Consider the following 17,446-nt stretch of genomic DNA (forward strand, 5'->3'; position numbering starts at 1 on the left):
GTCCGCGGGTCTTCTGCGGGCCGGGCCGGAAGTCGTACCATCGAAGGATGAACACTCCCGGATCGTGGTGTGAGCGGCCTGAGCCGCAGGCTCCCTCGTGCGAGCTGCCCGCACCGTGGAGCAAGCCGAAGCAGCCGGACAACTGGTGCGAAGCGCCCGAGTCGCCGGTGGCGTCCGTCCTCCGGTTCCTGCTGAAGGCCGCCAAGAGGTAATAACAGGCGGTCAGCTGGGTAGTCGCCTTCCTCAGCGGAGGAGGCGACGTCGTGAACGATACCCACAAGCTGGTCAGTGATCTGTCCGACCAGGTCTCCCGGCTCGTCAAGGACGAGCTGCGCCTGGCCAGGCTGGAGCTCGCGGAGAAGGGCAGGCGCGCCGGGTTCGGCGCGGGGCTGTTCGGCGCGGCCGGGATGGCCGCGTTCTTCGGCGCTGCCGCGCTGGTGACCGCCGTCGTCCTGCTCCTCGCCCTGGTCATGCCCGCGTGGGCGGCCGCCGCGATCGTGGGGGCGGTCCTGCTCATCGCCGCCGCCCTGCTCGGCCTGACCGGAAAGAACCAGGTGAAACAGGCCACGCCGCCGGTCCCCGAGGAGACCATCGCGAGCGTCAAGGCCGATATCGACATGGTCAAGGAGAGGGCACGCCGATGAGCGAGACGGACCCCGGATACAGCGAGCAGCACGCCGGTGACGTGGGCGCCCGCAGGGCGACCGTCGGCACGCCGACCGAACGCGAGTCGATCAACGTGCCGCCGACGAGACCGGGGGCTGCGGAGAACGCCAAACGGGCCGAACTGGCCCGGCAGGAACACGAGACCTTCATCCCCGAGACCCCCGTGCCCGACGACCGGACCGAGGCGGTGGAGAGCCGCGCGGTCGAGGAGGAGTCGCTGGGCGGGGGCGGGGGCCGTGGCGAGGACGACGAGGAAGAGGACGACGTGCGAAAAAGCATCAAGGAGACCAGGAACGAACTGGGCGACACGGTCAGCGCCCTGGCCCACAAGGCCGACCTGAAGGGCCGGGCCACCGAGGCGGCCGGCGCGGCCAAGGGCAAGGTCGCCGAGATGACCGGCGTGGCCAAGGGCAAGGCCGCCGAGGTGACCGGCACGGCCAAGGGCATGGCCGGCGAGGTCGCCGGCAAGGTCCGCGAGGCCACCCCCCACCAGGTCAAGGACGCCGCCACCGGGGCGCGCAAGCGTCCGGTGCTGCTGCTGGCCGCGGCGGCGGCGGTGACGGCCCTCGTCGTGCGGCGGCTCAGGAAGCGCAACAGGGCGAAGTAGGCGTGCGTTCCCCCGAAAGACCTGCGGAACTGCCGCGCAGGGCCTGGTGGAGCGTGCTCAAACGCACCGTCGTCGAGTTCCGCAACGACGGCGTCCAGGACCTCGCGGCAGCGCTCACCTACTACGCCGTCCTGTCCATCTTCCCCGCGCTGATCGTGCTGGTGTCGGTGTTCGGCCTGCTCGGCAGGCGCGACACCGCCACCCTGGTCGGCAACCTCGTGGTGCTGGCGCCCGACGAGGTGCGCTCCCTGATCGTCACGGGCGTGCGGTCGGTCCAGGAGAACGCGGCCTCGGCCGGCCTGGTCGCGATCGTCGGCCTGCTGGTCGCGCTCTGGTCGGCGTCGGGCTACATCGGCGCGTTCATCCGGGCCGGCAACACCATCTACGACATCGACGAGGGGCGTCCGTTCTGGAAGGTGACCCCGCTCCGGATCGGGCTCACCGTGCTGGCCACCGTGCTGCTGGCGCTCGGCGCGATCTCCGTCGCGCTGACCGGCGACCTGGCCAGGAGCGTCGGGAAGGCGCTCGGCCTGGGCAGCGCGCTGGTGACCGCCTGGGACATCCTGAAATGGCCCGTCCTCGCGCTCGTCGCGGCCGGGCTGATCATGGTGCTCTACTGGGCCGCGCCGAACGTGCGCCAGCCCGGCGTGCGCTGGATCACCCCCGGCGGGCTGCTCGCGGTGGTGCTCTGGGTCGTGGTCTCCGGCGGCTTCGCCCTGTACGTGGCCCACTTCGGGTCCTACGGCAAGACCTACGGCACGCTGGCCGGCGTCGTGGTGTTCCTGATCTGGCTGTGGTTGTCGAACATGGCCCTGCTGCTGGGCGCCGAGCTGGACGCCGAGCTCATCAGGGAACGCCAGATCGCCGAGGGCGAGCCCGTCGGGCAGGAGCCGTACGTGGAGCCCCGGGACCCGCCGAAGGAGGATAGCCTTCCCGAGTGAAGCGTGGAAAGGCCGTCGTCGCCGCACTCGCCCTGCTGACCTCGGGGTTGGTGGCCGGCTGCGGCGACGGCTCGGCGGTCAGCGACTTCGGCACCGTCGTCAAGGGCGCCAAGGGCACGACCGTGCGCGCCGAGCTGCGCCCCGGGCAGCGGTTCTCGCTGGCCGTCCCGGACAACCCGTCGGTGGGCGACAACTGGCGGCTGGCGGCGGTGCCCGACGCCAGGGTGGTCTCCTACATCAGCGAGGAGCGCAAGAGCGCGGGCCAGGGCCCCGGCAGCGGCGGCACCGCCTACTTCGTCTTCAACACCAAGAGCCCGGGCGCCGCCGAGATCACGCTGCGCGACTGCTGGCGGTGCGGCCAGAGCTCGACGCCGCCCGACGAGCAGAGCAGGCGGCAGTCGGGCGAGGCGGTCTTCGAGATCACCGTGCGCTGAGCACGGCCCGGCACAACACGTCGAGGGTGGTCGCGGTGATCACCTCGGCCTCGGCCTCGGCGCCGGTGTCGGCGCACGCGGCCAGGCGGCGGCGGCCCTCGCCCAGGATGCTCCACCCCAGGTGGGCCACCAGGTCGGGATGCGGTTCCCCGGCCTCGGCGAGCAGCCCGCGCAGCGGCTCGATCATCGACTCGTGCAGTTGGTCGAGCCGGTGGCGGCACTCGGCGGGCAGATCGACCGCGGCCACCGCGCGCAGCAGCGCGTGGTCGGGGCTGGTCACGGACGCCAGCGACACGGCGCCGAAGGCGCGCACCCGCTCCTCCAGCCCGCCGTCGCGGGTGGCCGTGACGAGCCGGTCGGCCCAGCGGGGGATCGCGTCCTCCACGAGCTGGGCCAGGATGTCGGCGGTGGAGGAGAAGTAGCGGTAGACGCTGGAGCGGGCCAGCCCGACCCGCGCGCCCACGGCGGCGGGGGTGAGCCCGGCCGGGCCCTCGGCCGCCAGGACCTCCATGGCGGCCGCCAGCAGGGCCGCGTGCTGGCTGGCCCGATGGTCGGCCACCGTCGCCGCGCTGATCCTCGGCACCGGACTCACTCCTCCTCGCGTCGTCTCCTCCCAGTATCGGGCAGCAGGAACGTCGCCCCGACGCCGCCGAACAGCACGATGCCGGTCACGATCGTGACCCGGCGGGTGGCGTCGGCGCCCGCCGCGACCGCGGCGGCGTGGCCGGCGGGGTCCCTGATCGCCGCGATGGCCGCGCCGGCGCTCTCCCGTACGGCCCGCCCGAGCGCGGGCTCGCCGGGCAGGCGTTCGGCCATCGCCGCGTCCAGACCGGTGACCAGGACGGCGCCCAGCACCGCGATGCCGACGGCGGCGCCGAGCTGGCGGATCGTGCTCTGGAGCCCGGAGGCCACGCCGGAGCGGCGGGCGGGCACGTCGGCGAGCATCACGTTCGGGAGCTGGGCCGAGGCGAAGCCGACGCCGACGCCGTACAGGACGAGCCACGGCACCAGCGTCCACGGGCCGAGCGAGGGGGAGACGGCCAGGCCGATCGCGATCGCGCCCACGGCCTCCAGGACGAGCCCCAGCCGCACGATGACCCTGGGCGCCAGGTCGAGCCGCGGGACGACGCCGCCCGCCAGGAACGTGCCCCCGGCCAGCGAGGCGATGATCAGCCCGGTGGCGAACGCGGTGAACCCCATGGCCGCCTGGAGGAACAGCGGCAGCACCAGGATCAGGCCGAACTCGCCGAGGCTGATGATCATCGCGGCGGCGCCGCCGTACCTGAAGGAGGGGATGGCGAACAGCGACAGGTCCAGTACGACCGGGCGGCCCGATCGTGCCCGCGAGCGCTCGACCAGCAGCAACGCGGCCAGCGCGAGCGCCGCGAGCCCGAAGGCGAACGGGATCGGCGAGACGCCGCCGAGCGGCCAGGTCCACCCGAACAGCGTGGCCTCGCCGGTCGGCGTGAACCAGCCGTAGCGCTGGCCCTCGATCAGGCCGAACACCAGCGCGGCCGGGCCGACCACCGACAGCAGCACGCCGGGGACGTCCGAGCCGCCCGCCGCCGCGTCCTTCGACTCCGGCACCCGGGCCGTGCCGAGCAGCACGAGCAGGCCGATCGGCAGGTTCACCCAGAACGCCCAGCGCCAGCCGAAGTCGGTCACCACCCAGCCGCCGAGCAGCGGGCCGAGCGCGGCCATGCCGCCGATGATCGAGCCCCAGACGGCGAAGGCGATCGTCCGGCGCGAGCCCGTGTAGAGGGAGTTGATGATCGCCAGCGTCATCGGGACCACCATGGACGCCCCGACGCCCTGGACGACGCGGGCGGCGATGAGCAGCGCGCCGCTCGGCGCGGAGGCGGCCAGCATGCTCGCGGCCAGGAACACCACCAGGCCGACGGCGAACATCCGGCGCCTGCCGTGCACGTCGCCGGTCCGGCCGAGGGGGATGAGCAGGGAGGCGAAGGCCAGGGAGTAGATGGAGTTGACCCATTCGACGTCCGTGGCCGACAACCCCAGATCGCCCATGATCGCGGGGACGGCGACGTTCACGATCGTCGCGTCGATGATGATCATCGACATCCCGACGCCGAGCACGATCAGCGGGAGCCAGCTCTGCCGGATCCGCTCATTTAGCGACACCATGTCCCTAAAGATAGCAACATGCTGTCTCGAAACAAGGGGTAAGCTCCGGATCATGGACTTCATCCGGGTGCGTGCCTCGGCCGACGGCGCCGAGACGATCTCCTACTGGACCGGCGACGTCTACGGCTGGCAGGACGACGACGGCCCCCACCACCTGTTCGGCTTCGAGGGGCTGAACGTGGCGCGGGCGCGCCCGGCCGACGGCGGCTGGGAGCTGCTGACCAGGGAGGCGGCGCTCTACCTCGACCCGAGGACCAGGGAACCGATCGACGTGTGGGACAACCCGCTCACCGGGCGGTCCGTCGAGGTGCAGCACGTCTTCAACGACCCGGTCAACCAGCGGCTCGGGGCCTATCCGGTGCCGGTGACGCGGTTGGGGGACCAGGTCGTGTACAACGCCGACATCCGCCTTTCCTACCCTTCGCCGCTCCCTGTCGCGAAATATCCGGAAAACTCGGCTCGGGACACGTATCGGGCGTTGGAGCTGTTCCAGTTCTTCGCCTCGGCCGCCGACGTCGAGTCCGGCATGCCCGACGTGCCGGCGGTCTTCTCCTGGTGCCGGGTCTCGCCCTGGCTGCCCTGGATGGCCATGGGACAGCGGCCGGGCGGGCTGGTCTACCACTGCCGGGGGGCCAAGGTCGCCGACGTCCCCGGGCGGCTGCGCGAGCGCGTCGGCGAGCACTTCCTGCACGCCCCCGACGAGTGGACCACGCCCAACATGACGAGCTGGACGGCCTTCGCCGATAAGGTCGGGCGGTGAGCACCGACCTGTTCTGCGAGATCATCGCCGGCGCGCGTCCCGCCCACGTGGTGAGCTCCGACGAGGTGGCCGTCTCCTTCCTCGACACCCGCCCGGTCTTCAAGGGGCACGTGCTCGTCGTGCCCCGGCTGCACGTCGAGACGCTGGCCGACCTCGCCGACGTCGGGCCGTTCTTCTCCCGGGTGCAGGCCATGGCCAGGGCCGTGGAGGAGGGGCTGGAGGCGGCCGGCACGTTCGTGGCAGTGAACAACCGGGTCAGCCAGAGCGTGCCCCACCTGCACGTGCACGTCGTGCCGCGCAACCGCAAGGACGGGCTGCGCGGCTTCTTCTGGCCGCGCACCACCTACGACTCCGCGCAGGAGGCCGAGACCTACGCGGCGGCCGTCGCCAAGGCGCTGGCGGCCGGGTGAGGGTGGCCGGCGGGATGGGCGGCGGCGGGACGGGCGGCGGCGGGCGCTAGGCTCGGGGCGCGTGGAGTACCTGGTCGGCGTCACCGTCGTGGCCGTGCTGGTGGGCGTGCCCGCGATCGTGCTCTGGCGCGTCATGCGAGGCCGCCGCGAGCTGGGCACCAGCCCGGCCGAGCGGGCCACGTTCGAGACCCTGCACACCGCCTCCATGGCCGGGCCGCCGCTGCGGGCCGGGCTGACCCCCGAGGGCGCCGAGCGCGCCTCCCGCCACCTGCGCGCGCTGCTCGGCTCGGCCGCGCTCGCGATCACCGACCGCGAGCGCCTGCTCGTCTACGACGGCGCCGGCGACCACCACGCCGCCCAGGCGTTCGAGCACGCCGCCGCCACCCTGCGGGACGGCCGCACCCAGGTGCTCACCATCGACTGCGAGCTGCTCGAATGCCCGATCCGGCACGCCGTCGTCGTCCCGCTCACCACCGACGACCGCCTGGTCGGCGCGCTGGCCGCCTACGGGCAGAACGCCTCGGCCGGCCTGGTCAGGGCGGCGCAGGAGGTGGCCGGCTGGGTGAACTCGCAGCTGGAGCTGGCCGAGCTCGACCGCTCGCGCACGCTGCTCATGGAGGCCGAGGTCCGGGCCCTGCGCGCGCAGATCTCGCCGCACTTCATCTACAACTCGCTCACCACGATCGCCTCCTTCGTCCGTACGGACCCAGAACGCGCCCGCGAGCTGCTGCTGGAGTTCGCGGACTTCACCCGCTACTCCTTCCGGCGGCACGGCGAGTTCACCACGCTGGCCGAGGAGCTGCACTCGATCGAGCGCTACCTCACCCTCGAACACGCCAGGTTCGGCGACCAGTTGCAGGTCACCCTGCGCATCGCCCCCGAGGTGCTGCCGGTCGCGGTGCCGTTCCTGTGCCTGCAGCCGCTGGTCGAGAACGCCGTCCGGCACGGCCTGGAGAGCCGCAACGGCGTCGGCCGCATCACGATCATCGCCGAGGACGCCGGCGCCGAGTGCCGCATCAGCGTCGAGGACGACGGCCTCGGCATGGACCCCGACCGGCTGCGCCGCATCCTGGCCGGCGAGATCGCCCCCACCGGCGGCGTCGGCCTGGCCAACGTCGACGAACGGCTCCGCCAGGTCTACGGCGACGAATACGGCCTGGTCGTCGAGACCGGCACGGGCGCGGGCACCAAGGTCAACGTGCGCCTGCCGAAGTACCACCCCGGCGTCTCGGCCCGCTGACCTCCCGCCGACTTTCCACACCTGCCCCCACCTGTGACCCCGCCGTGACGGCCTTGACGTTTGGTGCCGGTTTCATCACTGTCTAATGCATTCGAGGTGTGAGGAGTGACGTGTGACCGGGCTGCGCGTCCTGGCGGTGGACGACGAGCTACCCGCGCTGGAGGACCTGTCCTACCTGCTCCGCGCCGACGCCCGCATCGGCGAGGTGGTGACGGCGCGCGACGGGGCGGCCGCGCTGCGCCTGCTGGACCGCGGCATCGCCGAGGGCCGCCCGATCGACGCCGTCTTCCTCGACATCCGCATGCGCGGCCTGGACGGCGTCGTGCTCGGACGGCTGCTGTCGCAGTTCGCCAACCCGCCGCGGGTCGTGTTCGTCACCGCGTACGAGGAGCACGCGGTGGACGCCTTCGAGATCAAGGCCGAGGACTACCTGCTCAAACCGGTACGTCCCGAACGGCTCGCCGAGGCCATCAGGCGCGTGGCGGTCTCGGCCGACGTGCCCGCCGAGACCGGCGAGAGCGACACCATCCCCGTCGAGCTCGGCGGCGTGACCCGGTTCGTCTCCAGCGCCGACGTGCTCTACGTGGAGGCCCAGGGCGACTACGCCCGGCTGCACACCGCGAACGGCAGCCACCTCGTCCGCATCCCGCTCGCCACGCTGGAGGAACGCTGGGCCCCGGCCGGGTTCGTCCGGGTGCACCGCAGCCATCTGGTCGCCGTCAAGCACATCGAGGAACTGCACATCGACTCGGGCCGGTGCAGCGTGCGGGTCGGCGACACCGAGCTCCCGGTGAGCCGGCGGCACACCCGCGAGCTGCGCGACCTGCTGGTCCGCCGCGCCAGGAAGGGCAGGACGGAATGACCTCCGATCCCCGGCCGGGGCGTCCGGCGGGGTCGCCGCGCACCGATCCCGCCGCCCGCCGCATGGACGCCTTCCGCCGCTCCGAGACGCCGCGCCGGGTCAGCGTCACCAGCCCGCGCACCGCCGCCGCCCGCCGCTCCCGCTACCCGGCCACCAGGGAGATCGACGAGCAGACCCGCCTCGGCGAGGTCTACATGCGCTCGCTCCTGCGCACCCAGTTCCGGCTCGCCCTGTTCGTCTGCACCGTGCTGGCCTGCGTGGTCGGCGGCCTGCCGCTGCTGTTCCTGCTCATCCCCGAACTGCGCGAGGTGGACGTCCTCGGCGTCTCCCTGCCGTGGGCGGTGCTGGCCGGGCTCATCTACCCCGCCTTCGTCATCGGCGCCTGGCTGTACGTCCGCCAGGCCGAGCGCAACGAACGCCACTTCGCCGAGCTGGTGGAACGCCGGTGACCGGCGCGAAGGGCCCCTCGTGAGCCTCACCGCGGTGGTCGTCGTGATGGCGGCGGCCGTGCTCATCGGCGCGTACGGCATCAGGTTCTCCCGCACCACCTCCGACTTCTACGTCGCCTCCCGGACCGTCAGCCCCCTGTGGAACGCCTCCGCCATCGGCGGCGAGTACCTGTCGGCGGCCTCCTTCCTCGGCGTCGCCGGGCTCATCCTGTCCTACGGCGTGGACATGTTGTGGCTGCCCGTCGGCTGGACCGGCGGCTACCTGGTGCTGCTGGTGCTGGTGTCGGCGCCGCTGCGGCGCTCGGGGGCGTACACGCTGCCCGACTTCGCCGAGGCCAGGCTGGAGTCGATGACCGTGCGCAGGACCGCCAGCGTGCTCGTCGTCCTGATCGGATGGCTGTACCTGATGCCGCAGTTCCAGAGCGCCGGGCTGGTGCTGCGCACGATCACCGGCGCGCCGGTGTGGGCGGGCGGGCTGCTGGTCGCGGGTGTGGTGGCGGTGAACGTGCTGTCCGGCGGCATGCGGTCGATCACGTTCGTGCAGGCGTTCCAGTACTGGCTCAAGCTGACCGCGCTGGCCGTGCCGCTGGTGTTCCTGCTGCTGGCCTGGAAGGGCGACGGCGCGCCCGCCCTCAGCGTCCAGGACGCCACCACCTGGCAGATGCCGCTGGCCGGGGCCAAGGAGTACGGGCTCTACTCGACGTACTCGCTGATCCTGGCCACGTTCCTCGGCACGATGGGCCTGCCGCACGTGCTCGTGCGCTTCTACACCAACCCCGACGGCCGGGCCGCCCGCCGTACGACGCTGGTCGTGCTGACCCTGCTCGGCGCGTTCTACCTGCTGCCCGCCCTGTACGGCTGGCTCGGCCGCCTCTACGCCCCCGACCTGGTGCGCACCGACGCGGTCGTGCTCACCCTGCCCAGCCGCATGATCGGCGGCACGCTCGGCGACCTGCTCACCGCCCTCGTCACGGCCGGGGCGTTCGCGGCCTTCCTGTCCACCTCCTCGGGGCTGACCGTGTCCGTCGCCGGGGTGATCGCGCAGGACCTGCTGAAGGGCGGGGTGCGCTCGTTCCGGATCGCCACGCTCATGGCCGTCGCCGTGCCGCTGGCGCTGGCGTTGTGGGCGCGGGCGCTGCCGGTCGCGGACGTGGTGGGGCTGGCGTTCGCGGTGGCCGCCTCGTCGTTCTGCCCGCTGCTGGTGCTGGGCATCTGGTGGCGGCGGCTCACCACCACCGGGGCGCTGGCGGGGCTGTTCGTGGGGGGCGGGCTCGCCTGCTCGGCCGTGCTCGCCACGATCACCGGGGGGCCGTACGAGGGGCTCACGGGGGCGCTGCTGGCCCAGCCGGCTGCTTGGACGGTGCCGATCGCGTTCACGGTGATGGTGTCGGTGTCGTTCCTGACGCCGCACCGCGTACCGCCCGGCGTGGCCCGCACAATGGTCCGCCTCCACACCCCGGAGAACCTCGACCTGGACCGCGGCGACTGGCACCCCCGCTCCCCATAACCCGCCCCCGGTCCCGCGCTCGGCCGATGCGCGGGAGCGTGCCGGTGGGCGTCTGCCCGCCCTTCACGACCAGCCCGCGGCGACGCCTCCCAAGCGCTCCGACGCCACCCCGTTTCCACTGGCGCCCTCGTTGTGCGCCACATCTCCGGCCCCCGCGCCGGATCCGGCACCCCTTCCTCTCCCAGGGCCGCCTTCGGTCCCAGCGCCTCCCACGGCCCCCGCGCCGCCTGCGGCCCTTGACGAGACTGGGCCTCCCTGGGCGCTCGCGGCTCGGGACTTGCGGTCGCTTTCCGTGGGACGCGGGATGCCGCCCTGGTCGTGGGGCTGTTCGCTCTGGGGCGGTGGGTCCAGGCCGGGGCGGTACGGACCGGTGGCGCGTGCGGACGTGCTTCGGCCGGGCCGGGGCTGACTCGCCCCTTCCCGCGGGACGTCCGGCCGGGCCGACCCCTCTGGCTCGGTGCCGGGTGGGGCTGGGGTTCGGCCTGGGCGCGGCTGGGCCGTCCCCTGGGGTGGGATGTGCGAACGGGTCCACTCCTGCGGCGTGCTACCGGGATGGGTCACGGGCCGGCCGGGCTGCTGCTGGGCTGACGCTTGCGGCGCGCGGGCGGGCTGGGCCGACGCCTGTGGCCGAGGGCCGGGTTGGGACGGTATCCGGTGAGCGAGGCCCGGATGGGACGGCTCCTGCGGCGGAGGGTCCAGACCCGGGCGGTGACCGACGCCGGTGTGCGGAGCCTTGGAACGGCCGGGCCCCGGGTCTCGGCCGCCGGCCCGGGCCGCGCGGGAACGACTGCCCGCAGGCGAGGGCATGACGTCCTGGGCCTGACGGAAGGGCTCATGCGGCGTGGTGCCCGCGGCGGGCGGTTCGTGCGGTGTGGTGCCTGCGGTGGGGGGCTCGTCCGGGAGGGTTCCCTCGTCGGGGGCGAAGTACGGTCTGGTCGGGGGCGTCGGGTGGGAGGCGTCGCTGTGCCGGGTGGCCCGTTCGGTCATGGGTCTGGCGGCCGTGCCGGCGTGGGTCTCGACGTCGAGCACCTCGTGACCCGGGACGGTGTGCGGGGCCTCCTCGACGGGGGCCGCGTGGTGGATGGTCCGGCCGGTGGCCGCTCCCAGGTCGCCCGCGTGCTTCCGCTCCGGTAGCCAGGAGGGGGCGCCGCCCCTCGGCCACCCCCGCCGCACCCCGCCGCCCTCCTCCGGTCGGCCTCCCCACACCCCGCCTCTCCGCGCCGCCGAGGCAGGCGTCCCCGCAGCGGTCTTCCCCGAGGACAGGGAGGCCGGGGTGGAGGGGGTGGTGGGGGGGAAGGCGTGGCGGGCGGTGCGGGGTGGGGGAGTGGCGGTGGGCGGGGTCAGGTGGTCCAGGAGGTGGGGGGCGGCGTTCAGGAGGTGGTCGATGAGGTGCGCCACGTCGTCCAGCCGCACCCGCAGCGTCGCCCGCGCCTGCGCGCCGCCGCGCCGGGCACCCGGGGCCCGGCCCTCCGGCCCGGCCTCCTCCACCCGCATCTCGGAGATCTCCAGGCAGACCTCAGGGTTCGGACGGGCGGGCGCGCCGGAGCCGAGCGCCTGCTCCTCGGGCGTACGGTCATCGCGGTACGGGCTGCTCTCGGCCATGACCTGCGATTACCCCTCCCGTATCCCATCAGGCTCCGACATAAGGGACTTGGGGGAGGTTTGACCGGAAGGTCAGGCAGGCGGCAACTCCCCGGACCCCCGGACGACCAGCTCCACGGGGACCGTGATCCGCCGCGGCTCGCGGACGGGATCCAGCAGCAACTCCACCGCGCCGCGCGCCAGCCGGCCGATGTCGTACCGCACCACCGTCACCCCCGGGCTGAACAGGCCGGCCAGCGCGAAGTCGTCGAACCCCACGTACGCCGGCCGCTCGGGACGCTCCCGCAACGCCTCCAGCACGCCGATCGCCGCCCGGTTGTTCGTCGCGAAGAACGCCGTCGGCGGGTCGGGCAGGTCGAGCAGCCGCCCCACCTCGTACGACACCCGCCCGGGATCGAACACCCCCCGCACCACCAGCGCCTCGTCGGCCGCCGCCCCCGCCTCGCGCAGCGCCGCCCGGTAGCCGCGGGCCCGGTCGTGCACCGAGCTCAGCCCGTCGTCGTCGGAGATCAGCGCGATGCGGCGGTGCCCGTGGGCGAGCAGGTGCGCGGTCGCCGTCCGGCCGCCGCGCTCGTCGTCGAGCCTGACCACGTCGGCCCGGTCGAGCCCGCGCGGCACGCGGTCGACGAAGACCGTGCGCGGGCCGCCGTGCTCGGCCAGCCAGGCGTGGTCGGCCGGCGAGGGCACGACGATCAGCGCGTCCACGCCCCGCGCGTGCATCGACTCGATGAGCATGCGCTCCTTGTCCGGACGCTCCTCGTACGAACCGAACACCACCAGCGCCTCGTGCTCGGCCGCCGCCGCCTCCACGGCGGCGGCGAGGCGGGCGTAGAACTCGTTGGAGATGTTCTCCATCACCAGGCCGAGCGTGAGCATGGTCGCACCGCGGGCCAGCCGGGCGGCGGCCTCGTTGCGGCGGAAGCCGAGCGCGCTGATCGAGTCGTGCACCCGCTGCTGCAGCGAGGCCCGGACGTGCGGCTCCTGGTTGACCACACGGGACACCGTCTTCAGGCTGACGCCCGCGTGCCGGGCGACGTCCGCCATGGTGGGCTTACGCGTTGTCATAGTCTGCCCCCATGGAGGATGAATGGATCTGCGGCCGGATGGGCGAGGACGAGCCGTGGACGCTGGGCGCGGTGAACCCGCCGGTGTTCGAGAACTCGTTGTTCACCTTCGGCACGGCGGCCGAGCTGGGAGCCGCGATCCGGGACGAGGACGAGCGGTACGTCTACGGCCGCGGCACCAACCCGACCGTCGACGTGGCGCAGCGCAAGCTGGCCGCGCTGGAGCGCGGCGAGCGGGCCAAGTGCTTCGGCTCGGGGATGGGCGCCATCTCGGCGACGATCTCCTCGCTCGTCTCCGCCGGCGACCACGTGCTGGTGCTCGGCGCGGTGTACGGGCCGACCACGCAGTTCCTGCGCTACCTGGAGAAGTACGGCGTCACGCATACGCACGTCGACGACCTCGCGGGATGTGACAGCGCTATCAGGGCGAGTACCCGCCTACTCTACTTCGAGTCGCCCTCCTACATGGCGTACGCGATCGTGGACATCGCCGAGGTGGCGGCCTGGGCGCGCGGGCGCGGGCTCGTCACGGTCATGGACAACACCTGGTCCACGCCGCTGTTCCAGAAACCGCTGACGCTGGGCGTGGACCTGGTCGTGCACTCGCTCTCCAAGTACGTCGGCGGGCACAGCGACCTGGTCGGCGGCGTGGTGGTCGGGCCGGCCCGGCTGATCCGGCCGCTGGCGCTGACGGAGTACCAGCTCTACGGTGCGGCCATGTCGCCGCACGACGCGGCCAAGGTGATCAAGGGGTTGCGCACGCTGCCCGTGCGCATGGCCGCCCACCAGGAGCGGGGGCTGGCCGTGGCGGCGTTCCTGGAGGGGCATCCCGCCGTACGGGCGGTGAACCATCCGGGGTTGCCCTCGCATCCGGGCCATGCGACCGCGTTGCGGCAGATGTCCGGCTTCTCCAGCCTGTTCAGCATCGAACTCGCCACGGACGATCGCCAACAGGCCGCACTTTTCCTCGATAAATTGCGACATTTCAGGATTGGGGTGTCCTGGGGAGGCTTCGAGAGCCTGGTCAACGCCCCCGCCCTGACCGTCGAGGAGAGCGTACGGGCCACCATGGGCATCCCCGTCGGCCTGGCCCGCCTGTCGGTCGGCCTGGAGCCCGCCGCGACCCTCGTCGAGGACCTGGATCAGGCGCTGAGCGCCCTGCCCGGCCCGCCGCGTCCGATATCGGGGTGAACGGAATTCCCGACCGCTCATCGCGCCGAACAGACCTTTCACCGCAGGCCATCCCCAACTAATCGCGGTACGCGAGCGGCTCGCCGAACAGCACCCCCACGGCTCTCCACGACGGGTAGGTTGCGCTCTTACGTTGAGCGTGATCCGCATCACAGTGGAGGTCTCGTGACGACCAGAGAACATGACGCGTCCGTCTATGAACAGGTGCAGGAGAGCAGTGAGTTCCAGGAGTTGAAGCGGCGTTTCCGCCGCTGGACCTTCCCCATGACGGTGGCCTTCCTGGTGTGGTACCTGCTGTACGTGGTGCTGTCCGGCTGGGCCCGCGGCTTCATGGGCATCAAGTTGTTCGGCGAGATCAACGTCGGGCTGATCTTCGGGTTGCTGCAGTTCGTCTCGACGTTCCTCATCGCGTGGGCGTACGCGCGGCACGCCGAGAGGAAGCTCGACCCGATCGCCGACAAGCTCCGTCACGAGGTCGAGGAGAAGACGCAGTGAGTTCCACGACGCTGGGGATGATCCTCTTCCTCACCTTCGTCGCCGGCACCCTGGCCATCACGTTCTGGGCCAGCCGCCAGACCAAGACCGCCGCCGACTACTACGCGGGCGGCCGGTCCTTCAGCGGCGTCCAGAACGGCCTGGCGATCGGCGGCGACTACATGTCGGCCGCCTCCTTCCTCGGCATCGCCGGCATCATCGCCGTCTCCGGCTACGACGGGTTCCTGTACTCCATCGGGTTCCTGGTCGCCTGGCTGGTGGCGTTGCTGCTGGTGGCCGAGCTGATGCGCAACTCCGGCAAGTTCACCATGGCCGACGTGCTGGCGTTCCGGATGAGCCCGCGCCCGGTGCGCACGGCGGCGGGCGTGTCCACGATCGTGGTCAGCATCTTCTACCTGCTGGCCCAGATGGTCGGCGCGGGCGCGCTGGTCGGCCTGCTGCTCGGCATCACCAGCGAGGCCGGCAAGATCTGGACGATCATCGGCGTCGGCGCGCTGATGATCGTCTACGTGGTGTTCGGCGGCATGAAGGGCACCACCTGGGTCCAGATCGTCAAGGCCGTGCTGCTGATGACCGGCGCCGCGCTGGTGACGCTGCTGGTGCTGGGCAAGTTCGGCTTCAACCTGTCGTCCCTGCTCGGCCAGGCCGCCGCCACCAGCGGCCCGAAGGCCAACCCCGGCAACTTCCTCATCCCCGGCCTGAAGTACGGCACCGACGCCCAGGGGCTCGCGGGCAAGATCGACCTGATCAGCCTCGGCCTCGCGCTGGTGCTCGGCACGGCGGGCCTGCCGCACATCCTCATCCGCTTCTACACCGTCCCCACCGCCAAGGACGCCCGCAAGTCGGTCCTGTGGGGCATCGGCATCATCGGCGTGTTCTACCTGCTGACCCTGGTGCTCGGCTTCGGCGCGGCGGCCATCGTCGGCAAGACCGACATCCTCAAGGCCGACAAGGCGGCCAACACCGCCGCCCCGCTGCTGGCCGAGCGGATCGGCGCGCAGATCTTCGGCGACGTCGGCGGCACGATCCTGCTCGCGCTCATCGGCGCCGTGGCCTTCGCCACGATCCTGGCCGTCGTCGCGGGCCTGACCCTGGCCTCCTCCTCCAGCTTCGCCCACGACCTGTACGCGCACGTCTTCAAGCGCGGCGGCGCCAGCGAGCGGCAGGAGGTCGTGGTGGCCCGCGTATCGGCGCTGGTCATCGGCGCCATCGCGATCGGCCTCGGCATCCTCGCCCAGGGCCAGAACGTGGCGTTCCTGGTCGCCCTGGCCTTCGCCATCGCGGCCTCGGGCAACCTGCCGGCGATCCTCTACAGCCTGTTCTGGAAGAGGTTCAACACGGCGGGCGCGGTCGCGGCCATCTACGGCGGGCTCGGCTCGGCGCTGATCCTGGTGATCTTCTCGCCGGTGGTCTCGGCCCCGCCGCCGCCCGCGGGCGCCGCGGTGACCGCGCTGATCCACGGCGTGGACTTCCACTGGTTCCCGCTGAGCAACCCGGGCATCGTCTCCATCCCGCTCGGCTTCCTGTTCGGCTGGCTGGGCACGATCCTCAGCAAGGAGTACAACGCCGCCAAGTACGCCGAGATCGAGGTGCGCTCGCTGACCGGCGTGGGCGCCGAGAAGGCCACCGAGCACTGACCTCGCCCTGAACGAGCCCGGCGGACCCGCCCGCCCGCGAGGGACGGACGGGCCCGCCGGCTCGGTCAGCTTCCGACCGGCTCCGCGCGCAGCCGGGCCGAGTGCTTGACCAGCGTGATCAGCACCTCGCGGCTGGAGTCCCGCTTGCGCGCGTCGCACATCACGATCGGGATCGACGGGTTGAGCTGCAGCGCCAGCCGCACCTCGTCCAGCTCGAACGTCGGCGAACCCTCGAAGCAGTTCACCGCCACCACGAACGGCGTCCCGCGCCGCTCGAAGTAGTCGACCGAGGGGAAGCAGTCGGCCAGGCGGCGGGTGTCGGCCAGGATGACGGCTCCCAGGGAGCCCTCGGCCAGCTCGTCCCACACGAACCAGAAACGTTCCTGCCCGGGGGTGCCGAACAGGTACAGGACGTAGTCGGCGCCCAGGGTGATGCGCCCGAAGTCCATGGCCACCGTGGTGGTGCGCTTGGCCTCCACGGAGGTCAGGTCGTCGACGCCCACGCTGCGGTCGGTCAGCACCTCCTCGGTGCGCAACGGCCGGGTCTCGGACACGGCTCCGACCATCGTCGTCTTGCCCGCCCCGAACCCTCCGGCGATCAGGATCTTGATCGCCGTCGGGAGGCGCGGGCGCTCAGAGCGAGCGAAGACCATCGAGCACCGCCCTGTACATCTTCATGTCATGCATGTCCACCTCGGATTGTGGTTCCTGGGCAGAGACGAGTTCGCGGTCGAACAGGTCGCCGAGCAGCACGCGGATCGTGCCGGCCGGCAGGTTGAGGTGCGCGGCTATCTCGGCGACGGACTTGGGTTCACGGCAGAGCTGGAGAATGCGCAGGTGTTCGGGGTCCAGCCCGGCGTCCGGGCCCGGCGGCGGACCCACCGCCAGCGCCATGGAGATGAGGTCGAACTTGCCGTGCGCGGGCTGGGTCCGCCCGCGGGTGACGACGTAGGGCCGGATGATCTCCGGATCGATCCAGTGTTCGTCCGTGGACTCCTCCGTGGTGCTCACCGGTCGCTCCTGGCGACGGCCTCGGCGTTGCGCGCGCCGGAGGTGAGGTACTGGCCGACCCGCGCCACCAGCATCGCCATCTCGTACGCCACCAGCCCGATGTCGGCGTTCTGGGCGCACAGCACGGCCAGGCAGGCGCGTTCGCCGGCGGTCGTCACGATCAGGAACTGCGACTTCCACTCCACGACCGTCTGCCGCACCGCGCCGCCGGCGATGTGGTCCGCGACGCCCTTGGCCAGGCTCTGCAGGCCGGAGGCGACGGCCGACAGGTGCTCCCCGTCGGTGCGCTGCAGGCCGGCGGACGAGGCCATGAGCAGGCCGTCGGAGGACAGCACGATGGCGTGCTCGGCCTCCTTGATCCGGCCGATCAGGTCGTCGAGCAGCCAGTTGAGGTCGGTGCCCGCGGTGGGCGTCATGTCGGGCCT

20 protein-coding genes are annotated in these 17,446 nt (G+C 72.2%); 14 read left to right on the forward strand and 6 right to left on the reverse strand.

Annotated elements, in window-relative coordinates; all coding sequences use genetic code 11:
• Window positions 1–47: 47 nt before the first annotated feature.
• The 5 genes from AB0J46_RS32200 to AB0J46_RS32220 are packed head-to-tail and all read left to right on the forward strand — an operon-like array spanning window position 48 to window position 2,648.
• Window positions 48–212, forward strand: coding sequence for a hypothetical protein (locus AB0J46_RS32200; RefSeq protein WP_358285249.1), 165 nt, complete (start codon window positions 48–50; stop codon window positions 210–212).
• A 51-nt stretch (window positions 213–263) separates the two neighbouring features.
• On the forward strand, window positions 264–644 hold the full coding sequence (locus tag AB0J46_RS32205) for a phage holin family protein (protein WP_352356982.1): 381 nt from the start codon (window positions 264–266) through the stop codon (window positions 642–644).
• Complete coding sequence (locus AB0J46_RS32210; protein WP_364337942.1) at window positions 641–1,273, forward strand: DUF3618 domain-containing protein; 633 nt, start codon at window positions 641–643, stop codon at window positions 1,271–1,273. The genes AB0J46_RS32205 and AB0J46_RS32210 overlap by 4 nt, the downstream gene beginning before the upstream one ends.
• 2 nt (window positions 1,274–1,275) lie before the next feature.
• The gene (locus tag AB0J46_RS32215) at window positions 1,276–2,214 is read left to right on the forward strand and encodes a YihY/virulence factor BrkB family protein (protein ID WP_364337943.1); all 939 of its coding nucleotides are present in this window, start codon (window positions 1,276–1,278) and stop codon (window positions 2,212–2,214) included.
• Window positions 2,211–2,648 (forward strand): protease inhibitor I42 family protein, encoded by a 438-nt coding sequence (locus AB0J46_RS32220; RefSeq protein ID WP_364337944.1) that lies wholly within the window; start codon window positions 2,211–2,213, stop codon window positions 2,646–2,648. The genes AB0J46_RS32215 and AB0J46_RS32220 overlap by 4 nt, the downstream gene beginning before the upstream one ends.
• On the opposite strand, the gene AB0J46_RS32225 is transcribed toward AB0J46_RS32220, so the two are convergent.
• A complete protein-coding gene (locus AB0J46_RS32225) occupies window positions 2,635–3,231 on the reverse strand; it encodes a helix-turn-helix domain-containing protein (protein ID WP_364337945.1) in 597 nt (198 codons plus the stop codon). The two genes, AB0J46_RS32220 and AB0J46_RS32225, sit on opposite strands and share 14 nt — an antisense overlap.
• A 5-nt stretch (window positions 3,232–3,236) precedes the next feature.
• Window positions 3,237–4,793 (reverse strand): MFS transporter, encoded by a 1,557-nt coding sequence (locus tag AB0J46_RS32230; RefSeq protein WP_364337946.1) that lies wholly within the window; start codon window positions 4,791–4,793, stop codon window positions 3,237–3,239.
• A 52-nt stretch (window positions 4,794–4,845) separates the two neighbouring features.
• Here AB0J46_RS32230 and AB0J46_RS32235 point away from each other — a divergent pair, with 52 nt between their 5' ends.
• The 6 genes from AB0J46_RS32235 (at window position 4,846) to AB0J46_RS32260 (ending at window position 10,021) form a co-directional block, all read left to right on the forward strand.
• Entirely contained in the window at window positions 4,846–5,553 is a 708-nt protein-coding gene (locus AB0J46_RS32235; RefSeq protein ID WP_364337947.1) for a DUF1838 family protein, read from the forward strand.
• Window positions 5,550–5,963 carry an HIT family protein gene (locus AB0J46_RS32240; protein ID WP_364337948.1) on the forward strand — a complete coding sequence of 138 codons (414 nt, stop codon included), beginning with the start codon at window positions 5,550–5,552 and terminating at the stop codon, window positions 5,961–5,963. Before AB0J46_RS32235 ends, AB0J46_RS32240 begins: the two co-directional genes overlap by 4 nt.
• A 61-nt stretch (window positions 5,964–6,024) precedes the next feature.
• Entirely contained in the window at window positions 6,025–7,203 is a 1,179-nt protein-coding gene (locus AB0J46_RS32245; RefSeq protein ID WP_364337949.1) for a histidine kinase, read from the forward strand.
• 112 nt (window positions 7,204–7,315) lie between these two features.
• The gene (locus tag AB0J46_RS32250; protein ID WP_352324464.1) at window positions 7,316–8,065 is read left to right on the forward strand and encodes a LytTR family DNA-binding domain-containing protein; all 750 of its coding nucleotides are present in this window, start codon (window positions 7,316–7,318) and stop codon (window positions 8,063–8,065) included.
• Window positions 8,062–8,514 (forward strand): hypothetical protein, encoded by a 453-nt coding sequence (locus AB0J46_RS32255; protein ID WP_364337950.1) that lies wholly within the window; start codon window positions 8,062–8,064, stop codon window positions 8,512–8,514. Before AB0J46_RS32250 ends, AB0J46_RS32255 begins: the two co-directional genes overlap by 4 nt.
• A gap of 19 nt (window positions 8,515–8,533) precedes the next feature.
• Window positions 8,534–10,021 carry a cation acetate symporter gene (locus AB0J46_RS32260; RefSeq protein WP_357964520.1) on the forward strand — a complete coding sequence of 496 codons (1,488 nt, stop codon included), beginning with the start codon at window positions 8,534–8,536 and terminating at the stop codon, window positions 10,019–10,021.
• Between the two features lie 1,674 nt (window positions 10,022–11,695).
• Here the strand turns inward: AB0J46_RS32260 and AB0J46_RS32265 are convergent.
• Window positions 11,696–12,688, reverse strand: a complete 993-nt coding sequence (locus AB0J46_RS32265; protein WP_364337951.1) for a LacI family DNA-binding transcriptional regulator — start codon at window positions 12,686–12,688, stop codon at window positions 11,696–11,698.
• An 11-nt stretch (window positions 12,689–12,699) separates the two neighbouring features.
• On the opposite strand from AB0J46_RS32265, the gene AB0J46_RS32270 reads away from it, so the two are divergent.
• From AB0J46_RS32270 to AB0J46_RS32280, 3 genes are all read left to right on the forward strand, one after another.
• Window positions 12,700–13,878 (forward strand): aminotransferase class I/II-fold pyridoxal phosphate-dependent enzyme, encoded by a 1,179-nt coding sequence (locus tag AB0J46_RS32270; protein ID WP_364337952.1) that lies wholly within the window; start codon window positions 12,700–12,702, stop codon window positions 13,876–13,878.
• A gap of 165 nt (window positions 13,879–14,043) precedes the next feature.
• Window positions 14,044–14,373, forward strand: coding sequence for a DUF485 domain-containing protein (locus AB0J46_RS32275; protein WP_364337953.1), 330 nt, complete (start codon window positions 14,044–14,046; stop codon window positions 14,371–14,373).
• Between the two features lie 17 nt (window positions 14,374–14,390).
• Complete coding sequence (locus tag AB0J46_RS32280; protein WP_364338120.1) at window positions 14,391–16,010, forward strand: cation acetate symporter; 1,620 nt, start codon at window positions 14,391–14,393, stop codon at window positions 16,008–16,010.
• Window positions 16,011–16,075: 65 nt separating this feature from the next.
• Here the strand turns inward: AB0J46_RS32280 and AB0J46_RS32285 are convergent, their stop codons facing one another.
• From AB0J46_RS32285 to AB0J46_RS32295, 3 genes are read right to left on the reverse strand one after another with little or no spacing between them, the layout of a single operon-like run.
• Complete coding sequence (locus AB0J46_RS32285; protein ID WP_364337954.1) at window positions 16,076–16,663, reverse strand: ATP/GTP-binding protein; 588 nt, start codon at window positions 16,661–16,663, stop codon at window positions 16,076–16,078.
• On the reverse strand, window positions 16,644–17,021 hold the full coding sequence (locus AB0J46_RS32290) for a DUF742 domain-containing protein (RefSeq protein ID WP_352356948.1): 378 nt from the start codon (window positions 17,019–17,021) through the stop codon (window positions 16,644–16,646). Before AB0J46_RS32290 ends, AB0J46_RS32285 begins: the two co-directional genes overlap by 20 nt.
• Window positions 17,018–17,437, reverse strand: coding sequence for a roadblock/LC7 domain-containing protein (locus AB0J46_RS32295; RefSeq protein ID WP_358285281.1), 420 nt, complete (start codon window positions 17,435–17,437; stop codon window positions 17,018–17,020). The genes AB0J46_RS32290 and AB0J46_RS32295 overlap by 4 nt, the downstream gene beginning before the upstream one ends.
• Between the last annotated feature and the right edge of the window lie 9 nt (window positions 17,438–17,446).

It is taken from the genome of Nonomuraea sp. NPDC049758 (genome assembly GCF_040674635.1).
In the GTDB taxonomy this organism is placed as follows: domain Bacteria; phylum Actinomycetota; class Actinomycetes; order Streptosporangiales; family Streptosporangiaceae; genus Nonomuraea.